This window comes from Collinsella sp. OM08-14AT (assembly GCF_003438115.1).
GTDB lineage: Bacteria > Actinomycetota > Coriobacteriia > Coriobacteriales > Coriobacteriaceae > Collinsella.
On sequence record NZ_QSTE01000008.1, the window covers coordinates 86,042 to 103,815 of the forward strand.

11 protein-coding genes are annotated in these 17,774 nt (G+C 59.3%); all 11 read left to right on the forward strand.

The annotated features are described in order from the left end of the window. Positions 1–19 precede the first annotated feature (19 nt). The 11 genes from htpG (at position 20) to larD (ending at position 17,662) form a co-directional block, all read left to right on the forward strand. Positions 20–2,044 carry a molecular chaperone HtpG gene (gene htpG / locus DXC18_RS05975; RefSeq protein WP_117716629.1) on the forward strand — a complete coding sequence of 675 codons (2,025 nt, stop codon included), beginning with the start codon at positions 20–22 and terminating at the stop codon, positions 2,042–2,044. 468 nt (positions 2,045–2,512) lie between these two features. Further along, positions 2,513–5,293, forward strand: coding sequence for a YhgE/Pip domain-containing protein (locus DXC18_RS05980; protein WP_117716630.1), 2,781 nt, complete (start codon positions 2,513–2,515; stop codon positions 5,291–5,293). Continuing rightward, positions 5,294–7,483 carry a YhgE/Pip domain-containing protein gene (locus tag DXC18_RS05985; RefSeq protein WP_117716631.1) on the forward strand — a complete coding sequence of 730 codons (2,190 nt, stop codon included), beginning with the start codon at positions 5,294–5,296 and terminating at the stop codon, positions 7,481–7,483. Between the two features lie 201 nt (positions 7,484–7,684). After that, a complete protein-coding gene (locus DXC18_RS05990; RefSeq protein ID WP_117716632.1) occupies positions 7,685–8,668 on the forward strand; it encodes a DMT family transporter in 984 nt (327 codons plus the stop codon). 116 nt (positions 8,669–8,784) lie between these two features. Further along, positions 8,785–10,086: a M20 family metallopeptidase gene (locus DXC18_RS05995; protein WP_199412221.1), complete on the forward strand. Its 1,302-nt coding sequence runs from the start codon at positions 8,785–8,787 to the stop codon at positions 10,084–10,086. A 3-nt stretch (positions 10,087–10,089) separates the two neighbouring features. Next, positions 10,090–10,272 carry a hypothetical protein gene (locus DXC18_RS06000; RefSeq protein ID WP_117716633.1) on the forward strand — a complete coding sequence of 61 codons (183 nt, stop codon included), beginning with the start codon at positions 10,090–10,092 and terminating at the stop codon, positions 10,270–10,272. Between the two features lie 10 nt (positions 10,273–10,282). Continuing rightward, a complete protein-coding gene (locus tag DXC18_RS06005) occupies positions 10,283–10,498 on the forward strand; it encodes a hypothetical protein (RefSeq protein WP_117640030.1) in 216 nt (71 codons plus the stop codon). Between the two features lie 304 nt (positions 10,499–10,802). Next, positions 10,803–12,116, forward strand: coding sequence for a histidine--tRNA ligase (gene hisS, locus DXC18_RS06010; RefSeq protein ID WP_117640032.1), 1,314 nt, complete (start codon positions 10,803–10,805; stop codon positions 12,114–12,116). 257 nt (positions 12,117–12,373) lie between these two features. Then, the gene (locus DXC18_RS06015) at positions 12,374–15,187 is read left to right on the forward strand and encodes a phosphoenolpyruvate carboxylase (RefSeq protein ID WP_370445787.1); all 2,814 of its coding nucleotides are present in this window, start codon (positions 12,374–12,376) and stop codon (positions 15,185–15,187) included. 416 nt (positions 15,188–15,603) lie between these two features. After that, on the forward strand, positions 15,604–16,881 hold the full coding sequence (gene larA / locus DXC18_RS06020; RefSeq protein WP_117583385.1) for a nickel-dependent lactate racemase: 1,278 nt from the start codon (positions 15,604–15,606) through the stop codon (positions 16,879–16,881). A gap of 49 nt (positions 16,882–16,930) precedes the next feature. Beyond that, complete coding sequence (gene larD / locus DXC18_RS06025) at positions 16,931–17,662, forward strand: D/L-lactic acid transporter LarD (protein WP_117716635.1); 732 nt, start codon at positions 16,931–16,933, stop codon at positions 17,660–17,662. The last annotated feature ends 112 nt before the right edge of the window (positions 17,663–17,774 follow it).

Genomic DNA, 17,774 nt, shown 5'->3' on the forward strand with positions numbered 1-17,774 from the left:
TAGCGCGAAAGGACTGCACATGCGTCAATTTAAGACCGAGAGCAAAAAACTGCTCGACCTCATGATCAACTCCATCTACACCAATAAGGAAATCTTCCTGCGCGAGCTTATCTCCAACGCGAGCGATGCCGTCGACAAGCTCAACTTTAAGAGCCTGCAGGACCCGAGCGTCAAGCTCGACCAGGGCGACCTGGCTATTCGTGTTTCCTTTGATAAAGATGCCCGTACCATCACCATTTCGGATAACGGTATCGGCATGACCGCCGAGGAGCTCGAGCGCAATCTGGGCACCATCGCCCATTCCGGCTCCGAGGAGTTTAAGACTGAGAACGCCGAGCAGCAGGGTTCCGATGTCGACATCATCGGTCAGTTTGGCGTGGGTTTCTACTCCGCCTTTATGGTCGCCAGCCACGTGAAGGTCGTCAGCCGCGCTTATGGCGAGGATATCGCCCACGTTTGGGAGTCCGACGGTCTTGAGGGCTACACCATCGAGGATGGCGAGCGTGCTGAGCACGGTACCGATGTCATCCTGACGCTGCGCGAGAACGAGAAGCTCGACGCCGACGGCGAGGCCGAGACCTACGATCGCTTCCTGACCGAGTGGGGCCTCAAGAGCCTGATTCAGCAGTACAGCAACTATGTGCGCTACCCGATTCAGATGATGGTGTCCAAGAGCCGCCAGAAGCCCAAGCCCGAGGATGCTGGCGATGACTACACGCCCGAGTACGAGGACTACCAGGAGCTCGAGACCGTCAACTCAATGACGCCGATCTGGAAAAAGCGCAGCTCCGATGTCGAGCAGAAGGACTACGACGAGTTCTACAAGTCAACGTTCCACGACTTTGACGATCCTGCACGCACCATCAGCTTCCATGCTGAGGGCACGCTCGAGTACGACGCCCTGCTGTTTGTGCCGGGCCGCGCCCCGTTCGATCTGTACAGCAAGGACTACGAGAAGGGCCTGGCGCTCTACAGCTCCAACGTGCTGATTATGGAGAAGTGCGACGACCTGCTGCCCGACTACTACAACTTTGTCCGTGGCGTCGTGGATTCCGCCGACGTGTCGCTCAACATCTCGCGCGAGACGCTGCAGCAGAACCGTCAGCTCAAGGCTATCGCCAAGCGTGTGGAAAAGAAGATTACCGCCGACCTTGAGGACATGCGCGACAACGACCGTGAGGCATACGAGAAGTTCTTTGAGAACTTTGGCCGCGGCCTTAAGTATGGCATCTACTCGAGCTACGGCATGAAGGCCGACGAGCTCGCCGACCTGCTGCTGTTCTGGTCTGCCAAGGAGCAGAAGATGATCACCCTTGCCGAGTATGCCAAGGGCATGCCCGAGGGCCAGAAGGCAATCTACTATGCCGCCGGCGATTCGCGCGAGCGTCTGGCCAAGATGCCCGTCGTGAAGGGCGTGCTCGACCGCGGCTACGATGTACTGCTGCTGACGCAGGACGTGGATGAGTTCACCTTCCAGGCCATGCGTGAGTACGTGGCTGCCGATATGCCCAAGGTCTACGAGGATGACGCTGCTCGCGAGGCTGCCGAGAAGGCAGTTGCCGATGGTGCCGAGCCCGAGATCGGGGATCGTCACCTGGAGCTTAAGAACGTCGCGACCGGCGATCTTGACATGGCGACCGATGACGAGAAGAAGGAGGCCGAGGACGCCACCAAGGAAAACGAGGACCTCTTTAGCGCTATGAAGGAGGCACTCGGTGACAAGGTCGAGAAAGTTGCCGTCTCCGCGCGCCTGACCGATGCCCCCGCTTGCATCACCACCGAGGGTCCGCTTTCGCTCGAGATGGAGAAGGTGCTCCAGAAGGGGCCCGAGGGCGCGCCCGACGGCATGCCCAAGAGCCAGCGCGTTCTCGAGCTCAACGCCAAGCACCCGGTCTTTGACAAGCTTGTCGCTGCCCAGAAGGCAGGTGACGCCGACAAGATCAAGCAGTACTCCGGCCTGCTCTACGATCAGGCCCTGCTGGTCGAGGGCATCCTCCCCGAGGACCCCGTTGCCTTCGCGGCGGCTGTTTGCAACTTGATGTAGTTAAGTAGTTACGCCTTTGGGTCCGCCGTTCTAACGAACCTATTGGTTCCGTCGTTCTAACGAACGACGGACCGGTCGACGCTGCAAACGCCCCTAAGCGGCAATCTGACGTTCAATCGTCGGTCGCGTACCAAAGTACGCTTCCCTCCTCTTTCACGTCACCTTGCTCGCTCAGGGGCGTTTTCGCTGACTTATGCTCAACCTGCGACGCTTTCGTGGCCCTAAGTAGTCATCGGGGACGTTCTTGTTTGACTGGTCGTTTAAGAACGCCCCCGATGACTATTCGGATTGTTAATTTGTGCGGGTTGTGGTTTTGCGACCTGCTGAAATTTGAGATACTGTACAACTGTACGTTAACTAATCTTCGTAGTATATTGCTACCCGCAAAACTCAATACCATTGTGCTTCGAGACGCTAAAGCGCCTACGTACAATGGTTGTTGATAGTACGATTTGATTCAACGACAGGATGGATGGTCCAAGCGTGAGTCTCGGCAGCAAACTATCCGATGCAAAGGTCTCCTTTGCGATATTCAAGCGCGACATTAAGCGACTGCTTGTGAACCCCGTCGCCTTGGTGGTTACCCTGGGCGTGTGCGTTATCCCCTCGCTGTACGCTTGGTACAACATCGTGGCTAACTGGGATCCATATGGAAACACCCAGGGCATTAAAATCGCTATCGCCAACAACGATCAGGGCACCCAGAACGACCTAGTGGGCGAGCTCAATGCGGGCGATAAGGTGGTCGACCAGCTCAAGGAAAACGATCGGCTGGGCTGGACCTTCGTCGACTCGGCTGCCGATGCCAAAGAGGGCGTCGAGAGCGGGGAATACTACGCGGCGATTGTAATCCCCAAGAACTTCTCCGACAATCTCGTCTCGATGCTCGATGGCAATTACCATCAGCCTAAGCTGACCTATTACGTCAACGAGAAAAAGAGCGCCATTGCGCCCAAGGTTACCGATACCGGTGCCAACACCATCGAGGAGCAGATCAACTCGGAGTTTGTCTCCACGGTGGGCGAGACCGTAGCGGGCATCGCCAAGGATGCCGGCATCGATTTAAAGGACAAGGCAACCCAGACTCAGGACTCGCTGACAAGTTCGGTGTCCGAGGCATCCGACACCTTGGGTGAGGTGCGCGATTCGATTGGCGATATGAATGCCGCCATCGATAAGACGAGTGGCGCTATCGCCTCGGCTGATGCGGCGCTTGCCGGCTTGCAAGGTCAGGCACCGTCGCTGACGCAGGCAATCTCCCAGGGCAACGACCTGCTGGGCGAGGCTCGCGCCACGGCGGGCAACTCTATCACCTCGCTCTCCAAGGCACTCTCGGAAGGTAGCCTTGCACTCACCAAGACGTCAGCCTCCGCGAACGCTGCGATTGGCAAGCTAACGGGTACGGTCACATCTACGACCACCCGCATCGACAACTCGCTCGAGTCTCTCCAGGCGACGATCGATCACAATAAGGCCGTTATCGGGCACTTGGAGATTCTCGTTAATGACACGTCGACAGGTTCCGAGGAAATTGACGCGCGCATTGTATCGACCATCGATTCGCTTCGCGAGCAAAACCAGAAGCTGCAGAGCATCAAGGATGGCCTTTCTGCACAGTCGAGCGCCATGGCAAACGACGCTACGGCAATCTCGAACGCGAGCAACGCACTCAACGCGGCAATTCAGACCGGTACGGCTAGCCTCGGTCAGGCTCAGACCGATCTGGGTCAGAACGCACTTCCGAAGGCTTCGAGCGCGCTTGACTCCTTTGCCGCCGTTTCGGGCGATTTGACCGGCATTGTGTCGGGTATGACCCCCACGATAGCGAGCGCGCGCGGCACGCTGGCGCAGCTCGACGCCACGCTCAAGCAGGCAAAGACCACACTGTCCCAAACCGACGCCTCCCTTGCCAAGGTTCAGGACAAGCTCGCGACCGCCGCCAATGACATTGCGGCGCTGCAGACCTCTGAGTCTATGGGCGAGTTAGCCGACCTCATGGACGTCGACGTCAATGACGTGGCAGATTTCATGGCATCTCCGGTTGAGCTGACGTCCAAGTCAATCTATCCGGTCAAGAGCTTTGGCTCGGGCATCGCGCCCTTCTACACCAATCTGGCGCTGTGGGTAGGCGGCTATGTGCTCATCGCTATCTATAAACTCGAGGTCGACCGCGAGGGCATCGGTAGCTTTACGGCGCGTCAGGGCTACTTTGGCCGCTGGCTGCTGCTGGTGATCCTGGGCGCGTTCCAGGCCATTATCGTTACGGTGGGCGACCTGGTCATTGGCGTTCAGTGCGTCAATCCGCTGCTCTTTGTACTGGGCGGCATCGCTATTTCGTTCACCTACGTCAACATCATCTATGCGCTGTCCACCACGTTTAAGCATATCGGTAAAGCCATTGGCGTCATCCTCGTCATTGTGCAGATCCCCGGCTCGTCGGGCATGTATCCCATCGAGATGATGCCCGGCTTCTTCCAATGGCTGCATCCGCTGCTGCCCTTCACTTATGGCATCAACCTGCTGCGCGAGACCGTCGGTGGCATGTATTCGTTCAACTACCTGTTCAACCTGTGCATCCTGGGCGTGTTCCTTGCCATCGCGCTCTTTATCGGTCTGCAGCTGCGCCCGTTGCTGCTCAACCTCAATCTGCTCTTTGATAAGCAGCTTTCCACGACGGGCCTCATGATCTGCGAGTCCAACGACCTACCGCGCCAGCGCTATTCGCTGCGCACGGCCATGCGCGTCATGCTCGATTCGGATTCGTACCGTCGCGAGCTGCTCGATCATGCCGTGGCGTTTGAGCATCGCTACCCGTACTACATCAAGGGCGGTTTTGCCGCCGTGGTAGGCGTGCAGGTTCTGCTCTTTGTGCTTTCGACGGTGCTCGATATCGACAATAACGGCAAGATCATCCTGCTCGTTATCTGGATTATCTCGGTCATTGCCATCTGCGGCTGGCTCATCAACATCGAGTACATCCGTGCAAGCCTCAACACCCAGATGCGCATCTCGGCGCTTTCGGACGAGGACTTGCGCCGCGAGATGCGCGAGCACACGGCTGCCATCCCTGCCGCCCGTCGTATGTTTGGTCTCAACGCCAGCGAGCGGGGCACCAAGGACAGCGAACAGCCCACGAGCCGTCTGCCGCATATTGGTGCGCATCGTAAATCTCAGGGCAGCGACAGCACAGCTACAAATGATGGAGATACCACCCTGCTTGGCAAGCACTCTAAAGGAGGTGAGGCATAAATGAAGAACATCCTGCACCTGTTTAAGCGTGATGTCCAAAACGTGTCTCGCTCCGTGATCGGCATGGTCGTCGTGATGGGCCTCATTATCGTGCCGTGCCTGTACGCGTGGTTTAACATCGCCGGCAGCTGGGATCCGTACGGCAATACCGGCAACCTTAAGATTGCAGTGGTCAACACCGATGAGGGCTACGAGAGCGACCTGATTCCCGTCGAGATCAACGTGGGCGAAAACGTGACGGCGACCCTGCGCGGTAACGAGAACTTTGACTGGGTTGTCCTCAACGACCGCGATAAGGCGATTGAGGGCGTTAAGTCGGGCACATACTATGCCGCCGTCGTTATCCCCAAGACGTTTAGCGCCGACATGATGACGCTTTTCTCGACCAACGTGAAGCACGCCGACATCGAGTTCTACGAAAACCAGAAGGCTAACGCCATCGCCCAGATCGTGACCGAAAAGGGTTCGAGCGCCGTCCAGAGCCAGGTGAATGAGACCTTTACCAAGACCATCACGACCATCGGCCTTAAGACCGTGTCCAGCCTGCTCGATTACATGAGCACCGATCAGGTCAGCAGCTTTATCGCCAACCTGTCCTCGACACTGGGCGATTCGGTCGAGGACCTGCAGGACGTTCAAGCCAACGCGACTTCGCTGGCGGGCATTTTGAGCTCGACCTCCGATTCGTTGACGTCGGCGAGCGGTATGCTCCAGCAGACGGGTAAGGTCGATGAATCTACCAAGCAGTTGATGGAGCACGCCGAGAGCGGCATTAGTGATTCCAAGGAAGCACTCAAGGCCGCCAACGACGCCATCAACGCCGCGATTGACGGAAGTGCGGGCTCGTTTGACAACGTGTCCGCCGAGCTTGCGAAGGCTTTCGACGCCGCAAACCAGCATGTCCACGTTACGGTGACCCAGCTCAACGAAGCCGCGTCGGCACTCGAATCGCGCGCCAAGGAAATCGACGACACGGCCGACCAGCTCCGCAGCTTTGCCGATCAGGTGAGTGACGAAAAGCTCCAGGACAGCCTCAAGTCTGTGGCTACATCGCTGGGCAGGATCGCGACGGAGTATCGTAACAATGCCAACGACCTGAGGGCAACCGCAAAGTCCCTTTCCGACAGCATGGCAGAGGTCAACAGCACGCGTGCCGAGGTCGACCAGGCCATCGCCGATGCCAAGGCGGGCATCTCGGGCGCTAAGTCCGACTACGATTCCACATTCTCGGTCAAGGCCAAGGAGCTCAAGAAAACTATTTCGGGCGTTCTGGATTCGCTCGACGGCATCTCGGGCGACCTAGATAGCGCTGTTGCCGGCCTGACCGACGCATCCGGTTCGCTGGCAAAGGGTCTCTCCAAGGCCGCAAAGCTGGTCAACAAGGCTTCCGATCAGCTGGGCGAGGCGTCGGACAAGATCAGCGCGTTCAAGGACGAGCTCGACGGCGCCCTGATGTCGGGTGACCTGGCGACGATCAAGACGATGATCGGCAACGACCCCGAGGGCCTGGCCGTGTCGCTTTCCGGCCCCGTTGCGCTCGACCGCAAGCCGGTCTATCCGATCCGCAACTACGGTTCGGCCATGGCGCCGTTCTATACGATTCTGTCGCTCTGGGTCGGCTCGATCGTACTGGCGGCCATGATGAAGGTCTCGGTCGACGACGAGCTCATCAACGAGCTCATCCCCGTACGCCTGCACGAGATCTATCTGGGCCGTTACCTGTTCTTTGGCGGTTTGGCCCTGCTGCAGGCAACGCTCGTGTGCGCGGGCGACATTCTGTTCTTTGGCATTCAGTGCGACAACCCGCTGCAGTTTGTGCTGGCGGGCTGGGTCGCGAGTCTCGTGTTCTCCAATATCGTCTACACGCTTACGGTTTCGTTTGGCGATATCGGCAAGGCGCTCGCTGTCGTGCTGTTGGTCATGCAGGTCGGCGGTTCGGGCGGCACGTTCCCCATCGAGATGACCGGCCCCGTGTTCCAGGCGATCTATCCGTTCCTGCCGTTTACTCACGGCATCAACGCCATGCATGCCGCCATGGCTGGCGCCTACCATATGGAGTACTGGGTTGAGTTGGGTATTCTGGCGAGCTATCTGATTCCGTCGCTGGCCCTGGGCGTCGTCTTCCGCCGTCCGGTCATCAAAGCCAACGACTGGATTATCGAAAAGCTGGAGTCGACCAAATTGATTTAATACAGCAACGTAAACGCCGTCGGAACATCGAGGATTTCTGTTCCGACGCTTTAGTTGAGTGAATTGCATGGGCTGCTTGGTTGTTGCTACAGTAGCGGGGCGTGCCGGGGGTCCGGTGCGCCCTGTTTTTATTTGACCATGAGGCGGCATGCGGTCACGCGCGTGCGGACACCACGCCCAGATTGAGCGCGAGGATGTTCCATGGCCCAATACGCTGCCAACGAAATCGAAAACATGCCCGATAGCCCTGTAGCCCGTGAGGATTTGGGCGCGGGTGGTATTCCCCGGGGTGCCGGCGCACGCTCGCCGTTGTTCTGGAAAGTTCTACTGCTTTCGGTGGCGATTATCTGGGGCTACTCCTTTACCACTATGAAGGACGCACTCGACACCATTCCGGTGTTCGAGCTGGTCTACGTTCGCTTTCTCCCGGCTTCGCTGGTTATGTTCGCCATCTTCCGCAAACGCATCATCGCACACTTTAATGTTCGCAACCTTATCGTCGGGCTTGGTATGGGCGCACTTATGTGGGGCGCGTACGGTTTGCAGACGATTGGCCTGGCACAGACCACGGCGGGCAAGAGCGCGTTTTTGACGGGTACCTATTGCATCCTCGTGCCGTTTGCGAGCTATGTCCTGAGCGGAGAAAGGCTTACCCGTTACAACTTGGGCGCTGCATTGCTGTGCCTGGCGGGCATTGGCCTGGTGGCACTCGATAGCGTCGAGTTCAATGCTGGAGATGCCATCACGCTGGGCGGCGCGGTCTTCTTTGCTATCCAGATGGCGGTGACCGCCAAGTATGGCCGCAAGATGGATATCAACGTCATCACGTTTTGGATGTTTGTGGGCAATGGCGTTTTGAGCTTAATCACGTCGCTACTATTCGAGACTCAGGCGCCTCTGTCCGTGTGGACGCCGAGTTTTATCGGCGTGATGGTCTTCCTCTCGGTGGGCTGCACGTGCGTGGCACTGCTCGTCCAAAACGTCGGTCTGGCGCACGTCCCGGCCTCGACGGGCTCGCTGCTTCTTTCGATGGAGTCGCCCTCGGGTGTGCTGTTCTCGGTGTTGTTGATGGGGGAGGCGCTCACCTCGCGCCTGCTTTCCGGCTTTGCGCTCATCTTTTTGTCGATTATCTTGAGCGAGACGCATTTCGATTTCTTGCGCCGAAAATCACACCCGCATTTGTAAACAACTTGTTGCGCCGCCCTCCCGGGGCGGCATTTTTTATGTCATGCCCTTACAGTTGTACCTTGCACTTTACGCTGTCAAAGTGCGTGCTGCAAAAACGTTACTGGAGGGCATCTATGGCATCAGCTCTGTCCGATCTTCAACCGCAACCAGCGCCTCAGGCTACCGCAGCGGCGCAGACCGCTATCGGCGATGGTCTGGTCAAAGAAGCCCAGGCATTTGCCGGTGAGCTTGCCGCATGGCGCCACGATCTCCATCAGACGCCCGAGCTCGGTAACAATCTTCCGCAGACGTCTGCCTATATCCAGGCACGTCTGGACGAGATGGACATTCCCCATACCACGCTTGTCGACGGCTCCTGTGTTGTTGGCCTGATCGGTGCCGGTGCGGCCGCGGCTGCTCAGGGCAATGGTACGTGCGCGGACGAGCAAACCGGTACGGTTATCATGCTTCGCGGCGACATGGATGCCCTGCCCGTTGTCGAGGAATCGGGCGAGCCTTTCGCTTCCACCAACGGGTGCATGCACGCTTGTGGCCACGATATGCATGCGACGGCGCTGCTCGGCGCGGCCCGTTTGCTCAAGGCCCGCGAGGCCGAGCTTGTCGACGCCAATGCCACCGTCAAACTGCTGTTCCAGCCGGGTGAGGAGACCTTTGAGGGAGCCCGCGCTGCCATCGCCGATGGCTTGCTGCAGAACCCGCGCCCCCAGGCTGCCTTTGCCATGCACGTCAACAGCCAATCGCCGCTCGGCCTGGTGCTCTATGGGAGCCCGGCGCTTTCGGGCGTGTACGGTTTCCGCATCACGCTGCAGGGCAAGGGCGGCCATGGCTCGAGCCCCGAGATCTGCATCGACCCCATCACGGCCGGCGTCCATGTGCACCTGGCGCTCCAGGAGCTTATCTCCCGCGAGGTGCCAGCGGCCAAGGAAGTCGCACTTACCGTTGGTAAGTTCGCTGGCGGCTTGGCGGCCAACGTCATCCCCGACACCTGTGTGCTCGAGGGAACGCTGCGCGGCTTCGATGTCGAGCTCATGACTCATCTCAAGGAGCGTATCGCGGAGGTCGTCAACGGCGTTGCCGCAACATATCGTACGCCGGCAGCCATCGAGACGCTTTCGGACGTTCCGCCGCTCGTGCTCGACAGCGATATGACCCAGGCCTCGCTTGGTTACGTGGGCGCGGTGCTGCCCAAGGCTGCCTTCCTGCCGCTATTCCACGCCATGGCGAGCGAGGACTTCGCGCTTATCTCGAGCGAGATTCCGAGTGCGTACTTTACCGTGGGCGCGGCCGTGACCGATACGGACGAGCATTTTGCCCAGCATCATCCCAAGGCGCGCTTTAACGATGCCGAGCTTCCTCTCGGCGCCGCGGCTTATGCCGCCGTCGCTCTCGGATACATTGCGGACCACAAGGAGTAATCCATGTCCCAGCAAAGTAAATTTTTCCCCGGCTGGCTCGTGGTGGCCTCCGGCTTTGTCATCATGGCCACGTGCTACACCATTTTCGTCAACTGCATGAGCCTGTTCCAGCCGCTCATCGTCAGCGACTTGGGAATTTCTCTTGCGCAGTACAACATCTCCAACGCCCACGATCGCTGCGTCTAAGCAGTTTGGCATGGCCGACCTGGGTAAGGCAGCTGGCACCATTACCTCGCTCGAGATGGTCGGCGGCACCGTGGGCGCCATCGTCTCGGGCGTGCTGTTCGATGCCACGGGCTCCTTTGCGAGCACCTGGATTGTATGCCTGGCGTGCTCCGTGGTCATGCTCGTGTTCCTGCTGGCATCCGAGCCCATTGCCGCCAAGCTGCGCGCGAGCGCGGCGGGAGAGTAAGGGCGCTGCCGCGTTTGCCGGCTCACCCTGATCTGCCCGCGGCGGTCTTGGGAGCCGAATGGATGCTCGTACCATCATTCGGTTTCCAAGGTCGCCGCAGGTCAAAGGACGGTCCGCTTTCCTTCGTCCCCAGCAGATCATGTGACCCGAAGGGGTCGGAGGAAAGCGGATCAGCTGTCGCGGCGGTGCATCTGGCCGAACGAGTCCCCATACCCTCGTTCGGTCAGATGCACCGCCGCGGTTTGAGTTTGTGCCGTATAATGACCACTACCTATGACGCGATACAAAAGAAAGGTGTTTGCCCATGCAGGCACAGAAGGCGGAGGGAACCCGCGACCTTATCGGCGCCGAGATGCGCGCCTGGCAAAAGATGCAGCAGATTGCGGCCGGCGTGTTCGAGCCGTTTGGTTTTAAACCCATCGAGACGCCCGCGATCGAGCAGGTGGACGTGTTTGTCCACGGTATCGGCCAGTCGACCGACGTCGTGCGCAAGGAAATGTTCCGTGTGTTCAGCGGTGCCAACCTGGAGCGCGTCTTTACCGAGGGCACCGACACCAAACTCAAGCCCAAGCAGCGCCTAGCACTTCGCCCCGAGGGCACGGCCGGCGTGGTGCGCGCCGTCGTCGAGAACAATCTGGTGCCCCAGGGCTCCACGCCGTTTAAGGCGTACTACGCCGAGGCCATGTTCCGCGGCGAGCGTCCCCAGAAGGGCCGCCTGCGCCAGTTCCACCAGGTGGGCATCGAGTGGCTCGGCGCTCCCGATCCGGCGGCAGATGCCGAGTGCATCATCATGCTCATGGAGTTCTACAAGCGCCTGGGCTTCGATCTTTCCAAGCTTCGTCTGCTCATCAACTCGATGGGTGACGCCCAGTGCCGTCCGGCTTATCGCGAGCAGGTTAAGCAGTTCATCCTCGATCACGCCGACGAGATGTGCGATGAGTGCCGCGAGCGCGCCGAGCTCAACCCGCTGCGTGCCTTCGACTGCAAGAACGACCACTGCCGCGAGATCATGGCCGAGGCTCCGCTGATGGGTGACAACCTGTGCGATGAGTGCCGCGAGCACTACGAGCAGGTCAAGCGCTATCTGGATGCCGCCGGTATCGAGTATGTCGAGGATCCCACCTTGGTGCGCGGCCTGGACTACTACACCCGTACTGTCTTTGAGGTCGAGGCCCCTGGCGCCGGCGTCGGCTCCATCGGCGGCGGCGGCCGCTACGATGGCCTGGTCGAGCTCGAGGGTGGCAAGCCCACGGCGGGCGTCGGCTTTGCTGTCGGTTTTGAGCGCGCCCTGCTGGCCCTGCAGGCCTTTGGCAGCGATTTGGGTGCCGATGAGGCCCCGTGCGTCTATGTCGCCAACGCCGGCAAGGAGCTGCGTCAGAACGTCTTTGCCATTACGCAGGAGCTTCGCGCCGCAGGGATTGTGACCGAGGCCGACTATCAGGGTCGTTCGCTCAAGGCCCAGTTTAAGCAAGCCGATAAGGTAGGCGCCAAGCTCATCTTGGTCCTGGGTGGCGACGAGCTTGCCGCCGGCAAGGTCAAAGTGCGCGACATGCAGAGCCATGACGAGGTGCTCGCCGATCTGGACAACGTCGTCGAGGCGGTTCGCGAACGCCTGTAGCGCATCTTTTTGAGCTTCGGGCCTGCTAACGTGCCCTGCTCATGGAGAGCGATTGTTACGGGGGTGTTTCGCTTTTATGCGGAATGCCTCCGTTTACGTATGCCGCCCACCGAGAAATACGACCATTTAGGGCAAAAACCTTTGCAATGCAGAAAATACTTTTGTGTGGTAAAGCGCAATCAGTGTCGAAAGTATTTCTCAAGCGCCTATAATGAATACCGCATGTTACGTGCATAGAAGGAGGAATGGGAGGAAACGTGGCTGAGAACCTAAGCAACCAGTCTGTACCCGAAGCCGCGGCGCGCGTCGCTGCCGTGGTCAACCGCCTCGTTAACCGAATCGGCTCGAATGCCGAGTCCAGGGAGCGTCTCGCCGAGATCGAGATCCCCGAGGAGCTGCGCGACAATCTGGCGCTGTTCTTGCGCCTGGAGCGCCGTGTGCTTAGCGAGTATGATCCCGAGATCGCGGACCTGTTCGACAAGATTTTGACAGCCGAGATTGTGGTCAATGCCGGCAACCCCGGTACCTGCGCTGCCGACGAAGCCGTCGACGAGCAGGGCGTGCCCACCGCCGACGAGCCCACTGCCGTGGCATTTCGTGAGGTCGTCGATTTGATCGACAGCCTGCCGCTCGATAAGCAGCAGGTCATTGTCCGCGCCTTTACGAGCTTTTTCCATCTGGCAAACCTGTCGGAGGAGAACTACCGTGTGGCGCAGCTGCGCGAGCGCGAGGCCGGTGCGTCGACCGATACCGAGGTCGATCCTGCCAACGAGCTTACCGTTGCCTATCACCAGCTGGTGAATGAGCTGGGTGTCGAGGGTGCCAACGAGCTGCTCGACAAGCTCGAGTTCCACCCTGTCTTTACCGCACATCCCACCGAGGCCCGTCGTAAGGCCGTCGAGGGCAAGATCCGCCGTATCTCCAACCTGCTGGAGGAGCGTCCGCGTCTGGGCGGCTCCGACCTGGTGGAGAACGAGCGCCATATGCTGCAGGAGATCGACGCCCTGGTGCGTACGAGCCCCATCGCGCTCAAGAAGCCCACGCCGGTCGAGGAAGCCGATACCATCATCGACATCTTCGATAACACGCTGTTCGACGTTATCCCCGTTATCTATCGTCGTTTTGACGATTGGGTGCTGGGCGACAAGGCCGGTACTGTGCCGCCGCTGTGCCCGGCGTTCTTCCATCCCGGCAGCTGGATCGGTTCCGACCGCGACGGTAACCCCAACGTCACCGCCAAGGTGAGCCGTGAGGTCGCCGCCAAGTACTTTACGCACATGGTGCTCAAGCTCGAGGACAAGTGCCGCCACATCGGCCGCAACCTCACGCTCGAGGCTACCTACAGCAAGCCGTCGGCCGAGCTCATTAACCTGTGGAACCATCAGGTCGAGATGAGCCCTCGGTACACGGCCCGCGCCGAGCTGATCTCCGAGCACGAGCCGCATCGCGCCGTCATGCTCGTCATGGCCGACCGTCTGAACGCCACCGTGCGCCGTATCACCGACACCATGTACCACAGCGCCGACGAGTTCCTGGATGACCTGCGCGTCGTCCAGCGTTCGCTGGCCGCCTGCGGTGCCGTCCGTGCCGCCTACGGCCCGGTCCAGACCATCATCTGGCAAGTCGAGTCCTTAGGCTTCCATATGGTCGAGATGGAGTTCCGTCAGCACTCCGTGGTGCATGCCCGCGCCCTCAAGGATATCCACGAGAACGGTATCCATGGCGACCTGCAGCCCATGACGCGCGAAGTCATCGATACCTTCCGTGCCATCGGCTCCATCCAAAAGCGCTACGGCAAGAAGATGGCGCACCGCTACATCATCTCGTTTACCAAGAGCGCCCAGCATGTGGCTGACGTCTTCGAGCTGGCCCACCTGTCCTTCGCACACGAGGAAGATGTCCCCGAGCTCGACGTGATCCCGCTATTCGAGCAGCTCGAGGACCTCGAGGGCTGCGTCGACGTGCTCGACCAGATGCTTACGCTGCCCGTGGTGCAGAAGCGTCTTGCCCAGACCAACCGCCGCATGGAGGTTATGCTGGGCTATTCCGACTCCTCCAAGGACGCCGGTCCTACCACGGCCATGCTCGCGCTGCATTCCGCGCAGGAGCGCATTGCCAAGTGGGCCGAGAAGAACGATATCGACCTGGTGCTCATGCACGGTCGCGGCGGTGCCGTTGGCCGTGGCGGCGGCCCGGCCAACAAGGCCGTGCTGGCGCAGCCCAAGGGTTCGGTCAACTGCTTCTTTAAGCTCACCGAGCAGGGCGAGGTCATCTTTGCCCGTTACGGCAACCGCACGCTGGCTCAGCGCCATGTTGAGTCCGTTGCCGCCGCAACGCTTTTGCAGTCGGCCCCGAGTGTCGAGAAGACCAACACAGAGACCACGCAGAAGTTCTGGGATATGGCCGAGAAGCTTAACGCTGCAAGCCACGAGCGCTATCTGGACCTGCTGAACACCGAGGACTTTACACCGTGGTTCTCGACCGTGACGCCGCTGACCGAAGTCGGTCTGCTGCCGATCGGCTCGCGTCCCGCTAAGCGCGGCCTGGGCGCCAAGTCGCTCGACGACCTGCGTACCATTCCGTGGATCTTCAGCTGGAGCCAGGCACGCATTAACCTGGCCGCTTGGTACGGCCTGGGCACCGCCTGCGAGCAGCTTGGTGACCTTGACCAGCTCAAGGCTGCCTACCAGGAGTGGCCGTTCTTCCGCACGTTCATCGACAACATCGAGATGTCGATCGCTAAGACCGACCAGCGCATCGCCAAGATGTATCTGCACCTGGGCGATCGCCAGGATCTGTCCAAGAAGGTCTTCACCGAGATGCAGCTCACGCGTAAGTGGGTCCTTGCCATCGTCGGTGACGAGTGGCCGCTACAGCGCCGTCGCGTGCTTGGCTGCGCCGTTCGCGTGCGTAACCCCTATGTCGACGCCCTGTCCATCGCTCAGGTCCGCGCCCTTCGCGAGGTGCGTATGAACCAGGACGAGATGGCCGAGGAGAAGAAGGCCGAGTACATGAGCCTGATTCTTTCGACTGTGACCGGCGTCTCGGCAGGATTGCAGAACACGGGGTAATCGATAACCCTGTAGTCGTCCGGGTCCGCCATCAGTTTACTTTTAGGCACGTCCTCGGACATGCAAGAAGCCCTCGCTGCGCACTTCGTGCGGCGAGGGCTTCTTGCGTCCTGCGGAGTGTGCCTAAAAGTAAACTGATGGGGCCCTACGATGTCCGGTCTTCGGCGGATTACTGCTGGGGAAAAGATAGCGCGCTTCGCGCGTTTTGGATGGGGTCTGTCTCGGCGGCGCGTTTGGCGCTTCTCGCCTTGCGACTGTAGCGCCCGCGGTCCTCATTGGGACCACGGCCGTTTTGTTATGGGTCAAATATGAACGTTGTGTTAATGAGTCGGTGGACGGTGGTGTTTTTCGGTGAGCGGCGTATCCTTCCAACGGTTTGACTAGTGTGTCAGTTGAAAGGAAGAGGGCGCTCGTCAATGTTTGAATGTGAACTACCGTTTGACCACAAGACGTTGCATCTGGAGCTCGAGGACAAGAACTTCGCGGGTGTGATGGAAGGTCATCAAAACGAGTTTAAGACTACAAAATCGCAGGAAGAGCTGGTAGAGGAGTCGCTTGCCAACCCTTATGGCTCGCCTTCGCTCGAGGAGCTTTGTGCTGGCAAAAAGGATATCGTAATTATCAGCTCTGACCATACGCGTCCCGTTCCTTCGCGTGTGACGATGCCTATTCTGCTGCATCACATTCATGCCGCTGCGCCCGAGGCCCGTGTGCGTATTTTGGTTGCTACGGGTATGCACCGTCCGTCGACGCACGAGGAGCTCGTCAATAAGTATGGCGAGGACATCGTTGCCAACGAGGAAATCGTTATGCATGTCGCGACCGACGACAGCATGATGAAAAAGATCGGCACCCTGCCTTCTGGTGGCGAGTGCATCATCAACAAGATTGCGGCCGATTGCGATCTGCTGCTTGCCGAGGGCTTTATTGAGCCGCACTTCTTTGCAGGTTTCTCTGGTAGCCGCAAGTCCGTCCTGCCTGGCATCGCCAGCTACAAGACCATCATGTACAACCACAACGGTCAGTTTGTGAACGATTCCCACTCGCGTGCCGGCAACCTGTGCCACAACCACGTGAGCGAGGACATGTTTGCCGCCGCCGAGATGGCTCACCTTGCCTTTGTGCTCAACGTGGTGCTCAACGGCAAGCACGAGGTCATTGGCTCCTTTGCCGGCGACATCCACAAGGCGCACGAGGCTGGCTGCGAGTTCGTGAAGAGCCTTGCCGGCGTTGAGCCCGTCGAGTGCGAGATCGCCATTACCACTAACGGCGGCTACCCCCTCGATCAGAACATCTATCAGGCTGTGAAGGGCATGTGCGCTGCCGAGGCCACGCTTCCCGAGGGCGGCGTGATCATCGACGTCGCCGGTTGTGCCGACGGTCACGGCGGCGAGGGCTTCTATCACAACATCGCCGACAACGATCCGGCAGAGTTTGAGCGCGCCTGTATCGATCGTCCTAAGGACGAGACCCTGCCCGATCAGTGGACGAGCCAGATCTTTGCCCGCATCCTGGCGCATCACCCCGTGATCATGGTCACCGACCTGTGCGATCACCAGATGCTCAAGGATATGCACATGACGCCGGTCAACACCCTCGAGGAGGCGCTCAAGCTCGCCTTTGAGATGAAGGGTGCCGACGCCAAGGTCGCCGTCATCCCCGATGGCCTGGGTGTTGTCGTCGCGCAGCACTAGTGCGCGGCTTAAACGAATCGTTTATAACCGACAAGAAAGATAAGGTTTTATGCTTACCAAACTCCTCTGCGAATTCGGCGCGACGGCCCTCATGATCGTCTTTGGCGTGGGCGTGCACTGCGATACCGTGCTCAAAGGCACCAAGTATCAGGGCTCCGGCCATATGTTTGCCATCACCACCTGGTCTTTTGGCATCTCGGTCTGCCTGTTTGTCTTTGGCGGCGCCGTGTGCATGAACCCCGCTATGGTGCTTGCCCAGTGCATCGTCGGTCTGGTGCCGTGGGGCAACTGCATCCCCTTCATGCTTGCCGATATGCTCGGCGGCTTTGTGGGTGCCGTGATCGCTTGGTTTATGTATGCCGATGAGTTCAAGGCTTCCGAGGGTGTCGTCGATCCCATTGCCCAGCGCAACATCTTCTCGACCAACCCCACCACCGAGGGTACGAACTATGCCCGCAACTTCTTCTGCGAGGCAATCTGCACCTTTGTGTTCATTAGCGCCATCCTTGCTGCTGCTAGCCGTGCTGGTGAGGACGTTTTGATGCTCGCCATCTGCGTCGGCCTGATTGTCTGGGCCGTTGGCATGGGCATGGGCGGCATCACCGGCTTCGCTATGAACCAGGCACGTGACCTTGCTCCCCGCCTTGCTTATCAGGTGCTGCCGATTAAGAACAAGGCTGACAACAACTGGAAGTATGGTCTGCTTGTTCCTGGCATCGCGCCGTTTGTCGGTGCTATTGTCGCCGCGCTGTTTGTGCACGGTTTCTTGGGCATGTTCTAGTCGAAGGACGGCTCTATAAGGTTCGGGCTCGGCAAGGGTTTACTTTCCAACGCGTCCTCGGACATGCAAAAAGGCTCGCTGCGCACTTTGTGCGGCGAGCCTTTTTGCGTCC

Excerpts from the sequence above, each read along its gene's own strand:
- htpG (WP_117716629.1), top strand. The coding sequence starts at position 20 with ATGCGTCAATTTAAGACCGAGAGCAAAAAACTGCTCGACCTCATGATC.
- DXC18_RS05980 (WP_117716630.1), top strand. The coding sequence starts at position 2,513 with ATGGATGGTCCAAGCGTGAGTCTCGGCAGCAAACTATCCGATGCAAAG.
- DXC18_RS05985 (WP_117716631.1), top strand. The coding sequence starts at position 5,294 with ATGAAGAACATCCTGCACCTGTTTAAGCGTGATGTCCAAAACGTGTCT.
- DXC18_RS05990 (WP_117716632.1), top strand. The coding sequence starts at position 7,685 with ATGGCCCAATACGCTGCCAACGAAATCGAAAACATGCCCGATAGCCCT.
- DXC18_RS05995 (WP_199412221.1), top strand. The coding sequence starts at position 8,785 with ATGGCATCAGCTCTGTCCGATCTTCAACCGCAACCAGCGCCTCAGGCT.
- DXC18_RS06000 (WP_117716633.1), top strand. The coding sequence starts at position 10,090 with ATGTCCCAGCAAAGTAAATTTTTCCCCGGCTGGCTCGTGGTGGCCTCC.
- DXC18_RS06005 (WP_117640030.1), top strand. The coding sequence starts at position 10,283 with ATGGCCGACCTGGGTAAGGCAGCTGGCACCATTACCTCGCTCGAGATG.
- hisS (WP_117640032.1), top strand. The coding sequence starts at position 10,803 with ATGCAGGCACAGAAGGCGGAGGGAACCCGCGACCTTATCGGCGCCGAG.
- larA (WP_117583385.1), top strand. The coding sequence starts at position 15,604 with ATGTTTGAATGTGAACTACCGTTTGACCACAAGACGTTGCATCTGGAG.
- larD (WP_117716635.1), top strand. The coding sequence starts at position 16,931 with ATGCTTACCAAACTCCTCTGCGAATTCGGCGCGACGGCCCTCATGATC.